The 15,818-nt window shown below is 72.7% G+C and carries 15 protein-coding genes; 7 read left to right on the top strand and 8 right to left on the bottom strand.

What is annotated here, in order from left to right; all coding sequences use genetic code 11:
* Positions 1-29: 29 nt before the first annotated feature.
* Positions 30-614 carry a hypothetical protein gene (locus ASC56_RS09665; RefSeq protein ID WP_055490841.1) on the top strand — a complete coding sequence of 195 codons (585 nt, stop codon included), beginning with the start codon at positions 30-32 and terminating at the stop codon, positions 612-614.
* Here the strand turns inward: ASC56_RS09665 and ASC56_RS09660 are convergent.
* The 8 genes from ASC56_RS09660 to ASC56_RS09625 form a co-directional block, all read right to left on the bottom strand.
* Positions 574-2,205: a class I adenylate-forming enzyme family protein gene (locus tag ASC56_RS09660; protein ID WP_055490840.1), complete on the bottom strand. Its 1,632-nt coding sequence runs from the start codon at positions 2,203-2,205 to the stop codon at positions 574-576. The two genes, ASC56_RS09665 and ASC56_RS09660, sit on opposite strands and share 41 nt — an antisense overlap.
* Before the next feature lie 32 nt (positions 2,206-2,237).
* Positions 2,238-2,993 (bottom strand): DNA alkylation repair protein, encoded by a 756-nt coding sequence (locus ASC56_RS09655; protein ID WP_063784954.1) that lies wholly within the window; start codon positions 2,991-2,993, stop codon positions 2,238-2,240.
* A gap of 22 nt (positions 2,994-3,015) precedes the next feature.
* The gene (locus ASC56_RS09650; RefSeq protein WP_055490838.1) at positions 3,016-3,612 is read right to left on the bottom strand and encodes an NADPH-dependent FMN reductase; all 597 of its coding nucleotides are present in this window, start codon (positions 3,610-3,612) and stop codon (positions 3,016-3,018) included.
* Positions 3,612-3,839, bottom strand: coding sequence for a ferredoxin (locus tag ASC56_RS09645; protein ID WP_055490837.1), 228 nt, complete (start codon positions 3,837-3,839; stop codon positions 3,612-3,614). Before ASC56_RS09645 ends, ASC56_RS09650 begins: the two co-directional genes overlap by 1 nt.
* Positions 3,839-4,483, bottom strand: a complete 645-nt coding sequence (locus ASC56_RS09640; RefSeq protein ID WP_159039624.1) for a hypothetical protein — start codon at positions 4,481-4,483, stop codon at positions 3,839-3,841. The genes ASC56_RS09645 and ASC56_RS09640 overlap by 1 nt, the downstream gene beginning before the upstream one ends.
* A 4-nt stretch (positions 4,484-4,487) precedes the next feature.
* Positions 4,488-5,384 (bottom strand): hypothetical protein, encoded by an 897-nt coding sequence (locus ASC56_RS09635; RefSeq protein WP_055490835.1) that lies wholly within the window; start codon positions 5,382-5,384, stop codon positions 4,488-4,490.
* Entirely contained in the window at positions 5,365-6,201 is an 837-nt protein-coding gene (locus ASC56_RS09630; protein ID WP_055490834.1) for a sugar phosphate isomerase/epimerase, read from the bottom strand. The genes ASC56_RS09635 and ASC56_RS09630 overlap by 20 nt, the downstream gene beginning before the upstream one ends.
* An 86-nt stretch (positions 6,202-6,287) precedes the next feature.
* Complete coding sequence (locus tag ASC56_RS09625; protein ID WP_055490833.1) at positions 6,288-7,598, bottom strand: TrpB-like pyridoxal phosphate-dependent enzyme; 1,311 nt, start codon at positions 7,596-7,598, stop codon at positions 6,288-6,290.
* A gap of 317 nt (positions 7,599-7,915) precedes the next feature.
* Between ASC56_RS09625 and ASC56_RS09620 the strand changes: the two genes are divergently transcribed.
* The 6 genes from ASC56_RS09620 to ASC56_RS09595 all read left to right on the top strand — a co-directional run bounded on the left by ASC56_RS09620 (position 7,916) and on the right by ASC56_RS09595 (position 15,814).
* On the top strand, positions 7,916-10,027 hold the full coding sequence (locus tag ASC56_RS09620; RefSeq protein WP_055490832.1) for a molybdopterin-dependent oxidoreductase: 2,112 nt from the start codon (positions 7,916-7,918) through the stop codon (positions 10,025-10,027).
* A gap of 47 nt (positions 10,028-10,074) precedes the next feature.
* A complete protein-coding gene (locus ASC56_RS09615) occupies positions 10,075-11,361 on the top strand; it encodes an aminotransferase class V-fold PLP-dependent enzyme (RefSeq protein WP_055490831.1) in 1,287 nt (428 codons plus the stop codon).
* Positions 11,358-12,482: an alcohol dehydrogenase catalytic domain-containing protein gene (locus ASC56_RS09610; protein ID WP_063784945.1), complete on the top strand. Its 1,125-nt coding sequence runs from the start codon at positions 11,358-11,360 to the stop codon at positions 12,480-12,482. The genes ASC56_RS09615 and ASC56_RS09610 overlap by 4 nt, the downstream gene beginning before the upstream one ends.
* Positions 12,479-13,702 carry a phenylacetate--CoA ligase family protein gene (locus tag ASC56_RS09605; protein WP_055490830.1) on the top strand — a complete coding sequence of 408 codons (1,224 nt, stop codon included), beginning with the start codon at positions 12,479-12,481 and terminating at the stop codon, positions 13,700-13,702. The genes ASC56_RS09610 and ASC56_RS09605 overlap by 4 nt, the downstream gene beginning before the upstream one ends.
* 107 nt (positions 13,703-13,809) lie before the next feature.
* On the top strand, positions 13,810-14,652 hold the full coding sequence (locus tag ASC56_RS09600) for an NAD(P)-binding domain-containing protein (RefSeq protein ID WP_159039623.1): 843 nt from the start codon (positions 13,810-13,812) through the stop codon (positions 14,650-14,652).
* Positions 14,653-14,707: 55 nt separating this feature from the next.
* Positions 14,708-15,814 carry a 2-deoxy-scyllo-inosose synthase gene (locus ASC56_RS09595; protein WP_055490828.1) on the top strand — a complete coding sequence of 369 codons (1,107 nt, stop codon included), beginning with the start codon at positions 14,708-14,710 and terminating at the stop codon, positions 15,812-15,814.
* The last annotated feature ends 4 nt before the right edge of the window (positions 15,815-15,818 follow it).

Raw genomic sequence — 15,818 nt, 5'->3', positions numbered from 1 at the left:
AGGGGGATACGTACATGGTGGTTTCACAGATGAGCCAAGACCGCTGGCAGATCGTGCCACCCCGGCCCACGCCGGTACTCTGCCTGCGGCACACGGGGGACTGTGCGTACTGGCTGGACACCTGGCGTACGCTGACGGCCCTGCTGTTCGAATGGGGGCTCGCCGGACCGCACACCCGCGCGGTCGGTGTGCTCTACGACCTTCCGGACCGCGGACCGGTCGACGGGGTCCGCTACGACGCCTGCCTCAGCGTCGACCACGCCGACCTCAACAACTGCGACATGTGGCGCTGCCTGGAGCGCGTCCGCGGGCTGAGGTACGAGGTCATCATGAGCGAGGCGCCCCTCGCCAAGGTAGGTTCACGGCACTCGCGGCGCCTCGCGGACATGTCGATGATCAGCGGCGCCCATCCCGCGAAGCCACGCCGGGGCTCCGGCTTCGGCGCTCCGCTCTACGAGGTGTATCCATGCAGCCCGATCTTCCTCACCGACGACGTCCCCGTGGTCGAGTGGTACCAGACCGTCCACACCGCCGATGACGCTCCGGTGCGGTGCGCCCCCGGCCGCCCGCTGATCACCCGTCGGTCATGGGACCACGGCATGCGATCGTCCTGAGTCGGCGCCGGTCCACCTTGCCGGTGGGCGTCTGCGGCAGCCGGTCCACCAGCACCAGGCGCTCGGGGAGCTTGCGGTCCTCCAGCGCCCGGTGCCGCAACTGCGCGACGAGGCCGCCGAGGGTGATCGTGGCACCGGGGGCGGGGACCACGCACGCGCACAGCCGTTCACCCATCAGCGCATCGGGCACCCCCACGCATGCGGCGTCGCGGACCCCGTCGAGCTGGAGCAGCAGCTGTTCCACCTCCAGCGGGCTGATGCTCGCCCCGCCCCTGACGACGATCTCCTTGCGCCGGTCCACGACGGTCAGCCTGCCGTCCGCGTCGAGCACCCCGAGGTCGTCCGTGCGCACCCACCCGCCCGGGGTCCGGTAGCGGGCGTTCAGATGAGGAGCACCCACGTAGCACAGCGGGGTGAAGGGGCCGCGGGCCACGATCTCGCCCACCTGGCCGGGACCGACGTCGTTCAGGTCGTCGTCCACCACCCGGATGTCCACGATCGCGGGGTTCGGACGGCCCGACCTGCTGCCGCCCCGGGTGGGATCCGACATCGCGCAGTGCACCCCGTCCGAGGACCCGTACGTGCTGACGACGGGGCACCGGAACAGCGCGGCGGCCCGGCGCGCGGTGGCGCCGTCCAGCTTCGCGCCGCCGACGACCACCGCCCGCACCCCGCTGGTGTCGGCCGTCGCCGCCGACGGCTCGTCGGCCATCATCCGCATCATGGTGGGCACCCCCAGGACATGGCTGGGACGGTGACGCTCTATCAGCCGCAGCGCCTCGGCCGCGTCGAATCGCGGCTGGAGCACCAGGGTGCCGCCGTGCACGATGAGGGTGCCCACCGTGGCGTTGCTGCCGAACGCGGCGGACAGCGGCACCAGCCACAGGCTTCGGGGGCGTTCACCCGGTTCGAGGACCTCGCCGACGACCGCACCGAGCCCGGTGGCCAGCGCGTTGTGCGAGAAGGCCACCATCTTCGGCGCCGCCTCGCTGCCGGAGGACACCATGATCCGCGCCGCACCGTCCGGATCCGGCCGCGCCGGGACGGCCGGCTCGGACCGCAGCAGATCCGCCAGACAGGGGCTGCGGTCCGTGCGCTGGGCACTGACCACCGTCCGCAGCTCCGGCAGGGTCCGTGCGAGCGCCAGCACCGGGGTCAGATAGTCGTGGCCCCGGTGGGTTCCGGGGACGATGACGCACGCGGCCCTCGCCCCGCTGAGTAGGGTGGCCGCCTCCTTGCCGCCACGCCCCGGCGGGAACGGCAGCAGCACGGCGCCCAGCGCCGCGACGGCCAGTTCGACGATGCACGACAGACGGCTGTTCGGCAGCTGGACACCGACCACGTCCCCACGGCCGACGCCGTGTTCGGCGAGTCCGCCGGCCAACCGCAGGGCCAGGTCGCGCAGTTCCCCGAATCCGACCTCGCCCTCGGCGTCGACGACGGCGGTGCGGTCGCCCAGTCGCCGCGCCTGCTCGTCGAACAGGCTGAACAGGTCGAGATCGCGGTAGAGGCCTTGGGCGGCCCAGCCGCGGCGCACACGGCGCGGGACGAGGTCGGTGAAGAGAGACGTCGACTGGTCTATGGCGGTCATCGGGCACCTCGGGATCGCGGGACGGGTCGGTGTCAGGGCGGGCTCTCGTCTCCGTGCCGGTAGGCGGCCAGGACCGCCTCGCGTTGCTCGGCGCCGAGATAGCGGACGGCCTCCCGGACCGTCACACCGGACGAACGGTCGGCGCGCGGCCGGAACCAGGCGTACACCTCGGCGGGGTGCTTCTTGCTCGCCTGCCGCAGCACCCAGCCGAGGGCCTTGCGGACGAAGAACCGCGGGTCCTCCAGGAGCGGGTCGCCGATCTCCGTGAAGACCGGCCAGTACCGGCTGAACCCTTCCTCGTCGCCGACGGGCACCAGGAACGCGAGGACGCCCGAGCGCCGGATCCACTGGTGTTCCTCGGCCGCCCAGCGACGGTAGACGTCGACCACGGCGGGCTCCCGCAGCAGCAGACGGCCCGCGACGGACCCGGCGAGCAGATCGACGAGCGCCCAGGTGCGGCTGTCGCGCAGCAGCTCCTCCAACAGGGCGGTGTCCTCGCGCCGCAGGACGTGGACATGCCTCTCCAGCAGGATCGAGGCCGCGATCCGGGACTCGTGCACCTCGGGGCGCCACAGGGCGCGGGTGCACGCCACGAGCTGCGGGTGAGCGAGCCGGCCGTTGGCTCGTACGGCGTCGGCCACCAGCTTGCGGATGACCGGCAGCCTGACTCCGTAGTGCAGCAGATCGCTCTTGAGGTACTGCTTGGCCCCCTCCGCGGTCTGCGGGTCGCCGGCCGCGCGCAGGCCTGCCGTGAGCTCCGCCACCAGATGTGTCGTCTCGGCGTCCACCGGTCCGTCCCCTCCGTCGCCGTCATGCGTCGGGCCCACCCTGAGGGGGAACGGGGGCGGTGTTCAAGGCCAACGCGCGGGCGGCGTGGGTGAGCTCGTCGGCGAGCTGCGTCAATCGCCCGGTGACCTCGGGATCGTGGAAGCGTCCGCCGGCGTGCGCGGCGCGCGCGTCGGGGATCGCGACCTGGTCGGGCAGCATCCATCCGTGCAGCCAGCGCACCGATGTACGCAGCTGGTTCAGTGCGTTGCTGTTGGACCGGCCGCCCAGGGCGCTGATGCCGGCGAACACCTTGCCCCGGGCATGCGGGATGTCCAGCAGGTCGAGCGCGTTCTTCAGCGCCCCGCTCATTCCCCCGTGGTACTCGGGGGTCGCCAGCACCACCCCGTGGGCCAGCGAGACCGAGCGGCGCAGCTCGGCGACGGCCGGATACTCCGGCCACGGTGCGGTCTTGTCCCCGTCGCAGAACGGCAACCGCACCTCGGCCAGGCGGATCACCCGGGTGCGGCAACCGAGTTCCGCGGCCCGCGCGAGCACGACGTCCAGGGCGGCGCCGCTCGTCGAGTCCTTCCGCGCGCTCGCGGCGATACCGAGGATGTCCAGGCGTCGCTCCCGGGCCATCACATCTCCCCAATGGCGTCCGCCGGACACCGGTCCATCGCCTCGTACAGCTCGTCGGCCTCGTCGTCATCGACCGGCTGGCGGACCACGTACGAGTAACCGGCCTCGTCGTTGCGCGCGAACAGGCCGGGGGCGAGGCACCGGCAGGTGTCGCAGTCGGTGCACTCGCTGTCGACGAAGAAGCGGCCCGGGGCGTTGTCCCGCAGCCGTAGCCGCGGATCGGCCATCAGGCCGCCTCCGCGCCGTGGCCCGGTCCGGCGCCGTACGCGGGGGCCCCCGCGTACACGACCTCCAGCACCAGACCGGTCTCCGCACTCTGCAGATGACCGTAGGTGTGGCCGATCTCGTCGGCCGGCGTGTAGGCGAGCTGCTCGATGCCCGGCCGCGCGCCGAGGAAGTCGAGCATCGCGAGTACCTGTTCGGGCCGGTTCACCGACAGCGCGTGGTGCGACATCAGGGCCGTCTTGCGCCGGACGCTGAAGGTGGCCCACTCGCCGCGGGCGCGGCAGTTGAACAGCTCGTACTCGTACCCGTCCACCGTGAGGTTGATCCAGTGCCCGGGTGTGCCGTACAGGCGCGGGGCGATGTACGAAGGACCGTGCCGTACGTCCCGGACGGCGCCGAACGCCTCGATGGAGGCGAGCCAGTTGTCGAAGTCGTCCTCGGTCACGTAGTCGCCGGCGTAGACGGCCACGTGGTGCACCCCGTCCACCTGGAGGGTCGCCGGGTCGGCGGGCGCGCCGAGGAACTCCTTGAGGACCTGCTCGGGCGTGCTGCGGCGGGCCTGCTCCAGGTGGTCCACGATGCGTTCGAGGTAGGCGGGGTGTTCGTCCTGGGGCGGCAGGACCGCCGGGGCGTCGAAGAGCATCACGTCATCACTCCTGCCGTGCTGTCGGGACGGCGGCTTCGTAGGGTTCGGTCGGGATCCGGAAGAACGCGGCCGCGTTCTTGCGGGCGATGCGGTCCAGCACCTCCGGCTCGACGCCGGAGAGCCTGAGCCGCAGTACGGTCTTCGACAGGCCCAGCGGATCGGCCGAGCCGAAGTGGAAGCCGGAGTTCAGCATCAGCCGGTCGGGGCCGAACTCCTCCAGCACAGCCAGGATCTGATGGTGGTCCGCCTTGCGCCGGACCTGGAACAGCCGGTCGGAGGCCGGTGAGACGGCGATGCCCAGACCCCCGCAGCCCAGCCCCGCCGCGACCGGCAGCATCTCCGGCGCGACGTCCATCAGCGCCACCCGCGCCGGATCGACCAGCCCGTCGTCGAACCCCCGCCGCAGCACCTCCACCATGCGGTGGAACTCCGGCATCCACGGCGGCAGTTCCACCATCACCGGCTTGTCCGCCGCGGTGGCCAGCTCCAACTGCTTGCCGAACACCGTCAGTTCGTCGTCGGTGAACCGCCGGATCGACAGTTCGCCCAGGGCCAGGACCCGGGGGTCGTCCAGTCGGGCGGCGAGCCGGTCGATGCCGTCCATGGCGCTCGTCAGATCGGCCATGTCGGCCGCGTGCACCGAGAGCCCGATCCAGGCGCGCACCCCGTAGTGGGCCGCGCGCCGGGTCTCGGTGGTCAGCAGGCGTTCGAAGCGGGCGTCGTGGGACGCGCCGCACGGACGGGGCTCGTTCGACGACGAACAGGGGATGAGCACCGTGTCCACGCCGCTGAGCGCCATGAGCTCGTAGTCGTCGGCGTTGCGGCCGTCCGCGTGGATGTGGTGGTCGAACAGGCGCGGGTTCGGGGAGCCGATCGCGCCCTCAGGCGGCAGCTGCGGCATCGTACTGCTCCTGCAGATACGCGATGCTGCGCTTGAGCGCGGCGTCGAAGTCGTCCGAGTGGTTGTACAACTCGACGCTGTAGTAGCCCTCGTAGCCCTGCTCCCGGCAGATCCGGAAGAACGAGCGGAAGTCGATGTCACCGTCGCCCGGGATCTCGTGGTAGTGGTGGCGGCCCTTGATGTCCTCCACCTGGATCACCGAGGTGGCGCGCAGGGAGCGCGCCACGGAGCCGAGGTAGTCCTCCTCGACCACGCGGCAGTGACCGAGGTCCTGGGCCAGGGTGAAGTCGGGCGAGGCGAAGTCGTCGATCAGTGAGATCGCGTGGTCGTTGGTCTCGACGAAGAAGCCCGGCTCCGGCTCCATGGCCAGCTTGACCCCGTCGCAGTGGTCGATCAGCCGGGTCAGCCCCTCCCTGAGCCAGCGGTCGGCGTCCTGCTCGGAGACCTCCGGCTTGCGGATGCCGCTGGCGAAGTTGATCACCGGGACGCCGAGGTCGGCCGCGATGTCCAGGGCACGCTGGATCAGGTCGATCCGCTGCTCGCGGCCCTCCCGCGTGGGGTGGATCAGCGACGGCTCGAACCGCTCGTCGCTGAGCAGGTTGTCGGCCCCGGCCGCCAGACAGCAGGCGACGATGCCACTGCGCTCCAGGGCCCCCGACAGGCGGTCCGCGTCGGCCGGGCCGAACGCGAAGGGATCGATGTGCTGGGGGTGCAGGGACAGTTCGATCGCCTGGTAGCCGGCGTCCGCGACCGCGCGAACCGCCTCCTCGACCGGGACGCTGCGCAATCCATTGGCGTTGTAGCTCGACTTCAGCACGGTGTTTCCTCCCTGGCGGCCGCGGCGGGCCGCCGGTTCGACTCGAATGGGGAGTTCTGTCCTCGCGTGGTCTTGTGGCGGTGGCCTCAGACCGCCTGGACCGGGAAGGCCTCCAGGTATCCCTCGATGTCGAGCAGGCCGTGCCCGCTCACACACGCCACGATCACGGTCTCCCGCCGGGCCGCCCGGGCCTCCTCGATCGCCGCGCGCAGCGCGTGGCACGACTCCGGCGCCGGCAGGAAGCCCTCCAGCCGCAGCACCAGCCGTCCGGTCTCGAAGATCTCCCGCTCCTCGTAGGCGACCGCGTCCAGCCAGCCCGAGGAGCGCAGCACGCCCACGGCCGTCGACCCGCTGTGCTGGCGCAGACCCCCCACATGCGTCTCGGGCAGCTCGTAGTCCAGGCCGAGGGTGTACGACTTCGACAGCGGGGTCATCCGGCCCGGGTCCGCGTGGTCGTACCGCCAGGTCCCCTTGGTCAGCCGGGGCGCGGCGGCCGACTCCGCGCCGATCAGCCGGAGCCCCTCGCCGCGCGCCGACTTGCGCTCCAGGAACGGCCCCATCAGACCGACCAGGTTGCTGCCCCCGCCGACCGCGGCGACCAGCACGTCGGGCTCCTCCCCGAGCGCGGTGAGCTGATCACGCGTCTCCAGGCCGATCACGGTCTGGTGAATCAGCACATGCGGCAGGTTGCTGCCGGAGATGTAGCGCACCTCAGGGTGCTCGGCCGCGTAGGAGATGGCCTCGCCGATGGCCGTGCCCAGGGAGCCGGAGGCGTGCCGGCCCGATTCCAGAACCGCCCGGCCCACGGCCGTCACCGGGCTCGGGGACTCGTGCACCGTCGCGCCCAGCATGGACAGGACGGCGCGCCGACTGGTCTTCTGCCGGGCCGACACGCCGGCCCAGAAGACGATGCTCTCCAGGCCGAACATCCGCGCGGCGTACTGCACCGCGTGTCCCCACTGCCCGGCCCCCGTCTCGGTGACGAGGGTGCGTACGCCCTCGTGGGAGGCGAAGTATGCCTGGGCGATCGCCGAGTTCAGCTTGAAGCTCCCGGTCGGCAGCTGGTCCTCGCGCTTGAGGTAGATGCGCGCCGGCGTACCGAGATACGTCTCCAGGGCGCGGGCCCGCGTCAGCCGGGTCGGACGTCCGATGTCCTCGTAGCGGCGGCGCACCTCCTCGGGCACGGGCAGCAGCACGTCGTCGGAGCGCTCCTGCTCCTGCACGGCCCGCAGCCGGATCCTTGTCATCAGTTCGAGCGCCGACCCGCCCTCGGCGTCCTGCGGTGGCGGCATCTTCTCGGGCAGGAACCGCGGGAAGTTGAGCCAGGCCGCGGGGACCGGGACCGCGGGCGCGGACCGGGGGTACGAGGTGCTGGACTCGTCGGTCGATACGGACATTACGCCTCGCCTCGCTCGCTGGGCTGGGTGGACCGCGGTGGACAGGACGTCCGCGGCCCCTTCCGGCGGCACGTGCCGTCCTGACCGCGGTCCGTACCGATGGGCGGACCGCGGCCCGCACTCGCAGCCTCCGGAGCGGGCCGGTGCCTCACAAGGCGCGGCAGGCCTTCGTGCCGACCGGCATCAACGGCCCCGTGACGCGCCTCGCCCGGCGTTGACCTTCTCGGTGAACCCGCCGCCCGGCCCGGGCCCCCCGCCGACCGGCCGTGCTCAGCTGGGGCTCCGGTTCAGTCGAGGGAGGGGACGGCGACGCGACGATGACCACGCGTGAGGTGCCCACGGTCTGCCGCATGTGCCATGGGGGATGCGGCGCGCTGGTGACGGTGGACGGCGACCGGGCCGTCTCGATCACGGGCCATCCCGGCAACCCCAACAACGCCGGCTTCCTGTGCGCCAAGGGCCGCGCCTCCATCGAGCACGCCTACCACCCCGACCGGCTCCGGCAGCCGCTGCGCCGCACCGGCCCGCGCGGCAGCGGCTCCTACCGGCCCATCGGCTGGGACGAGGCGCTCGCCGAGGTGGCCGAGCGCCTTGCCACCGCGCGGGAGCGGGACGGCGCAGAGTCGGTCGTCCTCGCCCAGGGCACCGACCGCAACTACCAGGAATGGCTGTTCCGCTTCGCCAACGCCTTCGGCTCGCCCAACGTGCTGGGCCCGGCGCACGTCTGCTTCTACCCCCGGGTGATGGCGGGCATCCTCACCCTCGGCGGCTTCACGTTCTGCGACTACGAGCACGACCCCGAGGTCGTCGTCGTCTGGGGCAGCAACAAGGCCGCCACCCACGGCGACGGGGTCATCGGCACCCGGCTGCTGTCGGCGGTCTCGCGCGGCACCAGGCTCATCGTCATCGACCCGCACCGCACGGGACTCGCCGCCCGCGCCGAGTGCTGGCTCCAGCTGCGTCCCGGCACCGACGCCGCCCTCGCACTGGGACTCCTGCACGTCGTCATCGGCGAGGGACTGATCGACAAGGAGTTCGTCGAGCAGCACACCACCGGCTACGCGCAGCTGCAGGAACACGTCCGTGACTGGGACCCGCAGCGGGTGGCCGGCATCACGGGGGTGCCGGAAGAGCTGATCGTCCGGGCGGCGCGCCTCTACGCCACCGCCGGGTCGGCCGCCGTCGAACTGGGCACCGGCACCGCACAGCACGCGAGTTCCTTCGACACCGCCCGCGCCGCGATCCTGCTGTCGGCGGTCTGCGGGAACCTCGACCGGCCGGGCGGAGACGTGCTCTGGGACCCGCAGCCGATCATCGGTCGCCGCGCCATGCCGATGAACGAGGCACTGCCCGCCGAGCAGGCCGCCAAACGCCTCGGCGCCGGCCGGCACCGTGTGCTGTCGATGTCCGGCTGGGCGCATCCGTCCGCCGTGTGGCGCGCCGTGCTGGAGCAGGACCCCTACCCGGTGCGCACCATGGCCGTCTTCGGCAGCAACCTGCTGGTGGCCTACGCGGACGCCGACCGGGTGCGGCAGGCGCTCGGCGCACTGGACTTCCTGTGCGTCACGGACCTCTTCCTCACCCCGACCGCGGCGCTGGCCGACATCGTGCTGCCCGCCAGCGGCTGGCTGGAGCGGGACCAGATCGTGGAGCACGCCAACTACGTGGCCGCCCGCCGCGCGGTGACCTCGGTCGGGGAGTCCCGGTCGGACGAGGAGATCCTCAACGACCTCGCGGGGCGCCTCGGCCTGGAGGGCTTCTGGGACAGCGCGCGCGAGGCGCTGGACGCCCGGCTGGCCCCGGCCGGCACCACCTGGCGCGAGCTCGCCGACGGCTATTACCGGCCCACCGAGCTGCGCCACTTCAAGTACCGGGAGCGCGGGTTCGCCACCCGCAGCGGACGCGTCGCCCTCTACCACGAAGGCCTGCAGAGGATGGGCTACGAGCCGCTGCCTGTGTACGAGGCGCCGGTTTGGCACCCACGCGCCGGCGACTACCTCCTGACGAGCCGTCACTCGAAGTTCTACTTCAACTCCGAGTTCCGAAACGTGCGTTCACTGCGCTCGAAGGAGCCGGACCCCCGGGTCGAGATCCATCCCGGCACGGCGGCGGCCGAGGGGATCGCGGACGGCGACTGGACGGTCCTGGAGGCCCGCGGACAGCAGGCCCTGTTCCGGGCCCGGGTCACCGACGAGGTGCGACCCGGAGTGCTCTGCGCCGCCGCCTCGTGGTGGTACCCCGAACTGCCCCCCGACCGCTCCTGGCGGATCTCCAACGTCAACCGTCTGCTGCGGGACGGCGACGAGAGCCCGGCGATGGGCTCGTCGAACCTGCGCGGCGTGCCGTGCACCGTGCGACGCGCCCCCGACGGACTGGTCGCCGCCTGCCTCGGCACCGATCGCACCGAGTGGGCCGGAGAGCTGGCGTGAGCGACCGGCACGGCCCCGTACGAGGAGGAGCAGGAGGGATCACCGACATGGCACCGGCGACACCATCGGCACCGGGAGCGGACACCACACCGTCCCGGACTCCGTACCCACCGAGCGCACGGCCCGCACACCCGTCGAACGCCCTGGCGCCGACAGCGCCCTGGGAGCCCTGGGAGTCCTGGGACGACGGCCTGGCCACGCCGCAGGTGCTCGAAGAGATCCGGCGCCTGCGCGCGGACGACCACGACTACGCGGACGGCACCGTCTTCAACTCCATCAGCTCCGAGCCCTTCGAGCCCGCGCGGCAGGTCTTCGCCGAGCACCTCAGCACCAACATGGGCGACCACCGGATCTTCCCGAGCCTGCCTCGGGTCACCGCGCTCGTCACCCGTATGCTCGGCGATCTGCTGGGCGCGCCCGACGCCGGCGGAGTGCCCACGTCCGGGGCCACCGAAGCCAATCTGCTCGCCGTGCTGGCCGCCGTCCGCAACCACAGCGGACCGGGCAGGCCGCGAATCGTGCTGGCCCGCAACGCCCACTTCTCGTTCGAGAAGATCCTCGCGATGCTGCCGGTCGAACCCGTCTGGATCGGCCTGGACGACCGGTTCCGCGCCGACACCGCCGTCTTCCGCGCGGCCGTCGCCAGTCGGCCCGCGCTCGCCGTCCTCACCTCCGGGACCAGCGAGTGCGGTGCCGTGGACGACATCGGGACGATCGCCCCGTACGCCGCCTCGCTCGGCGTCCCCGTGCACGTGGACGGGGCGACCGGCGGGTTCCTGGTGCCGTTCGCCCGGGAGTTCGGCCACCCGATCTCCGGCACCGGCTTCGAGATCCACGGCGTGGAGTCGGTGTCGGTGGACCCGCACAAGTACGGCGGGGCCCCGATCCCCTCCGGATACCTGCTGGTCCGCGATGCCGCCGCCCTGGAACCGCTGCGCTCGCCCTCCCACTACCAGGGCGCCGCCGATCACTTCGGGCTCCTCGGCACCCGTCCCGGCGCGGCCCTGCTGGCCACCTACGCCGTACTGCGGCAGCAGGGCAGGGCCGGGTACCGGGCGGCGGCCCGCGAGGTGTTCCGGCTGCGGTCCGCCACGCTCGAACTGCTCGACCGGGCCGGCCTTCCGGTGGCCTTCCCGCCCGACCTCATGGTCGTCGGTGTGGCGTGCCCGGACCCGGCGGCCGTCCAGTCGGAGATGGAACGCCGAGGACTGATCGTCTCCGTCTCCCGTCGGTTCGGCTTCGTACGCCTGGTGATCCATCTGCACCAGACCGACGAGCAGCTGGCCCATCTCGTGGACCAACTCGCCGAAGCGGTCAAGGAGGTGTCCGCATGACCGACCTCGTCATCACCGCCCCCGGCCGGCTGGAGGTGCGCGAGGCCGCCGAGGCCCGCCCCGGCGGACCGGACGACGTGGTCGTGCGCGTGGACCGGGTGACCCTGTGCGGCAGCGACTACGGCCTGTTCGGCGGCGCATACGGCGGCCCCAGCACCTACCCCCTGCGGTTCGGGCACGAGTGGTCGGGACGGGTCGTCGACGCGGGACGCGACGCCACCGGGCTCGTCGGGCGGGCGGTGACCGGCGACTGCTCCCTGTGGTGCGGACACTGCCCGCAGTGCCGCACCGACCGCAACCGCTGCGAGCACATCGAGAAGTTCGGGCTGACCGTCGACGGGTTCTCCGTCCGGCAGCGGAGCGTCGACCGCCGCTTCCTGTACGTCGACGAACACGGGCTGCGGCCCGGCACCCTCGCGATGACCGAGTTCTTCTCCGTGGTCCACCACGCCCTACGGCCCGCGGGCCCGTCGGCGCGAGGCGCCGAGGTGCTGGTCGTGGGGGGCGGCGCGCTGGGCCTGGCCGCGCAGCTGCTGCTCACCCGGAAGTTCGGCGCCGCCCGTGTCACCCTGCTCGAACGCGACCCGGCCAAACGGCGAACCGTGCGAGGCCTGCTGGAGCCGGAGACCGAACTCAGCCCGCCGCCGGAACCCGAGGAGATCGAGGCCGTACGCGGATACCGGACGATGGCCCGGCACGCGCGGTACCCGCTCGTCCTGGAGTGTTCCGGCACCGCCGACGGAGTGAACTGCGCGCTGGCCCTCGCCGGCCTCGGCGGCACCGTGCTCTGGCTCGGCCTGGCCCGGCGCGGCATGCTCCGCCCCGACCTCGTCGTCGCCAAGGGACTGACGGTGGTCGGATCCATCGGCGGCACCGGCGACTTCCCCGAGGTGATGCGCTTCCTCGCCGCCCACGAGGAACGCGCCTCGGCCCTGGTCACCCACCGCTTCCCGGCCGACTCGGCCCGCCAGGCCCTGTCGGCCGCGCCCGACGAACGCGCCGTGCGCGTCAAGGTCCAGCTCGACTTCTCCGGGGACGACAGCCCCAGCCGCTCCGAAGTCCAAGGCGACAGCGGGGAGTTGACGGGCAACGCCGTACCGGACGAGGGAGCCGGCCGATGAGGACCGCACCCGACCGGACCCTCGAACGGCTCGGCGCGCAGCTGGAGTACGCGCTGTCCCGCTCGCCCCACTACCGGCAGGCCTGGGGCGCACACCGCGGCCGGGTCCTCGACGACCTCGCGGACCTGCGCACCCTGCCGTTCACCACCGCCGACGCGGTGGACGCCGCGGGGCCGCTCGGACTCACCGCGGTCGGCCACGGCCGGATCGCGCGCTACGCCGAATCCCGCGACACACGTGGCCGGGTGCTCGGCGCCGCGGCCACCGCCGCCGACCTCGGGCGCGCCTCGGCCGCCATGGAGGAGGCGCTGCGGCCCCATGTCCGCCCCGACGACCTGGCGTTCGTCGCCGTACCCTACGAACTGTCCGGTGGCGCCCACGACACCGACCGCGCGCTGGGTGCCCTCGGCGCGGGGGTGGTCGGGGTGGGCGCCCTGTCCGCCGTGTGCCCACCGGAGCGCGCGATCGCCCTGATGGCCCTCCTGCACCCCAGCGTGCTGGTCGCCACCCCGGACCGCGCTGTCGGCACCCACCATCGACTGGGGGCCGCCGGGCACGACCCGCGTTCGGTGGGTCTGCGCGCCCAGCTGTACGTCGGTGGCGCCTGCGCACCCGCCAAGACGGCCCGGGTCGGGGCCCTGTGGGGCACGTCCACCGCGTGGGCATACGGCTCGACGCTCACGCCGGCGGCTGGGCTGCCCTGCGCCCTGGGCACCGCGCATCTGACGGACACGCTCTACCACGCCGAGGTCGTCGACCCCGACGGCCAGGACCCGGTACCGGACGGGCGGCCGGGCGAGCTGGTGCTGACCACCCTCGCCGCCGAGGCAACCCCGCTGCTGCGGTTCCGCACGGGTGACCTCGTACGGCTCGGGGGGTGCGGTTGCGGCGACCCCCGGCCGGCCCTGGAGCAGCACGGCCGCGTAGAGGACCGCTGGTCGTCGCCGACGGGCCGCGCCCTGACCGCCGTCGAGCTGGAGCAGGCCGCCCTGAGCGTGCCGGGTACCGGCCTGTACTGCGTCACCGGAGCCGTCGGCGGGAGGCCCACCGCACGCATCGACACGGCCGCGCCGGACGTCCGCCAGGAGGTCGCCGAGGCGCTGCGGCGGCTCACCGGGGTCGTGTGGCAGGTGGACACCGCGGACCGCCGGGCCTTCCTGGACGCCACCGAACGGGCGGGCCGCCGACGCATCGGCCTACGAGACCTGGAGGCCGTATGAACCACCCCGCGCGCTCCCCGGACCATCCGCTCCCCGGACCACCGCACGCCCGCGGGGAAGAGCCGGCGCCGTCGCCCGTACCCATGGCGTCCCACCGGGAGGGACCGTTGAGCACCACCCGCCCCGGGCACCAGGCCCGTTCCACACCGGAGACCGGGCGGCGGTCCGCCGGACCCGCCGTGGGGGTGCTGGGCGCCGGGCGGCTCGGACGCGCCCTGGCCGCACGCCTGGCCGGGCGGCTGACCGTCGCCGTCAGCGACGCCGAGGCGTCCGCCGCCGACGACCTCGCCCACGGCCTCGGCGTGCCGGCGTACGGTCCGGCAGAGCTGGCCGCCCGCTGCGACGTGGTCCTGGTCTGCGTGCCGCCCCCGGCCGTCGCCGCGGCCATCGCATCGTGCCGGGGGGACGCCGCGGGCGGTGGTGCCACCGTCCCGAAGGCGGTGTTCGCGAACCTCGCCACCTCGGTGCCCACCGGTCGGCTCCGCGAGGACCCACGGCTGCGGGACCTGACCGTGGTCGGACTCAAGCCCGTCTGCCAGTACACGGCCGTGGCGCACGGCGTGCCGACCGTCTTCGTCACCTCGGTCGCCGGCCAACTGCCGCTGCTGCGCGCCGTGGTCGGCGAACTGGGCACCGTGCTCCTCGGCGACGAGACCGTCGAGGAGAGCGTCGGGGCGGTCAACCGGATCGCCACCATGGCGGCGCTGCGCGCCTGTTCGGCCCTGCGCGAGGAGCTGTCCGGCCTCGTCGCCGATCCCGCTGTGATCGCCTCCGCGGTCACCAACGTCTTCGCCGGCACGGCGGTGGACTTCCCGCCCGACCCGGCCAACCCCTACACCGCGGCCCTGCTGCGCGAGCTCACCGCCGCCGGAGACCACACCGGCATCAACTCCGCGGGCGCCGCGGCCCGTTCCGTTGGCGGCGCCGGTCATCCCGCCGCCCATCCGTAGTCCCGGGTCACCGCGCCCGGCCAAGCTGACCCAAGACGACGAGGAGGAACGGCACGTGGCACGCGTACCGCTCATCGAACTGACCACGGGTGTCCGGCCCGCCAGCCCCTATCACCTCGGCGACGGCATCACGGACCTGCTCCCGGAGCACCTCGCCTCCCACGACTTCGACGATCTGTTCCTGGTGTGCGGGGAGGGCATACGCGAACTGCTGGCCGAGCCCCTGGCCCGCCGGCTGTACGAGGCGGACCTGCCGGTCACCGTCCTCACCGTGCCCGAGAGCGAGGGCAACAAGAGCTGGGCCCGGCTGACCGAACTGTGCGAGCGGCTGGTGCACGCGGGCGCCACCAAGCAGTCGATCGTCCTGGCGCTCGGCGGCGGCATGGTCAGCAACCTGACCGGGCTGGCGGCCGGGCTGCTGTACCGCGGCGTACGGTACGTCGACATCCCGACTACCCTGCTCGGCCTCACCGACGGGACGCTCAGCAACAAGCAGGCCATCAACGGACGCGGCGGCAAGAACCAGTTCGGGCTCTACCACGCCCCGCTGTTCGTCTGGGCCGACGTCGCCCATCTGCGCACCGAGCGGCCGGTGAACCACAAGAGCGGTCTGGTGGAGGCCGTCAAGAACGGACTCATCGACGACGCCGCCTGGTTCGACCGCCTGGCCGCCCGGCTCACCCCCGACCTGGAGGCCGTCCACGACGACCTGCTCGGGATCTGCCATCAGATCATCGAGTCCAAGCTGCGCATCCTCGCCAGCGACCCGACCGAGCGCTCCCGGGCCGTGATCCTGGAGTACGGGCACACCGTGGGGCACGCGACGGAGTTCCTGTGCGGCGATCTCCCGCACGGACTCGCGGTGGGCATCGGCATGTGCGCCGCCGCACGCGTGGGCATCCGCCTGGGCATCACCCCGCCCGAGGTGCTCGAGAAGCAGGAATGGGTGCTCGGCGAACGGCTCGGACTGCCCACCCGCATCCCCCGCGGCTGCACACCCGACCAGATCCTCAACGTCATCCGCACCGACAACAAGCGCCGCTCCAGCGAGGAGACCCATCTGATCCTCCTCGACGCCATCGGCTGCGTGCACGCGTCGGACGGCAGTTTCGAGACGCCCGTACCGGAGTCCGTACTCAAGACCGTGCTCCAGGAGAGCTGAGGAC

Origin of the sequence: Streptomyces sp. TP-A0356, assembly GCF_001417775.1 — a bacterium.
Taxonomy (GTDB): Bacteria; Actinomycetota; Actinomycetes; order Streptomycetales; family Streptomycetaceae; genus Streptomyces.
Note: the sequence above shows the minus strand (reverse complement) of the source record. Positions and strands in the feature narration are given on the sequence as shown.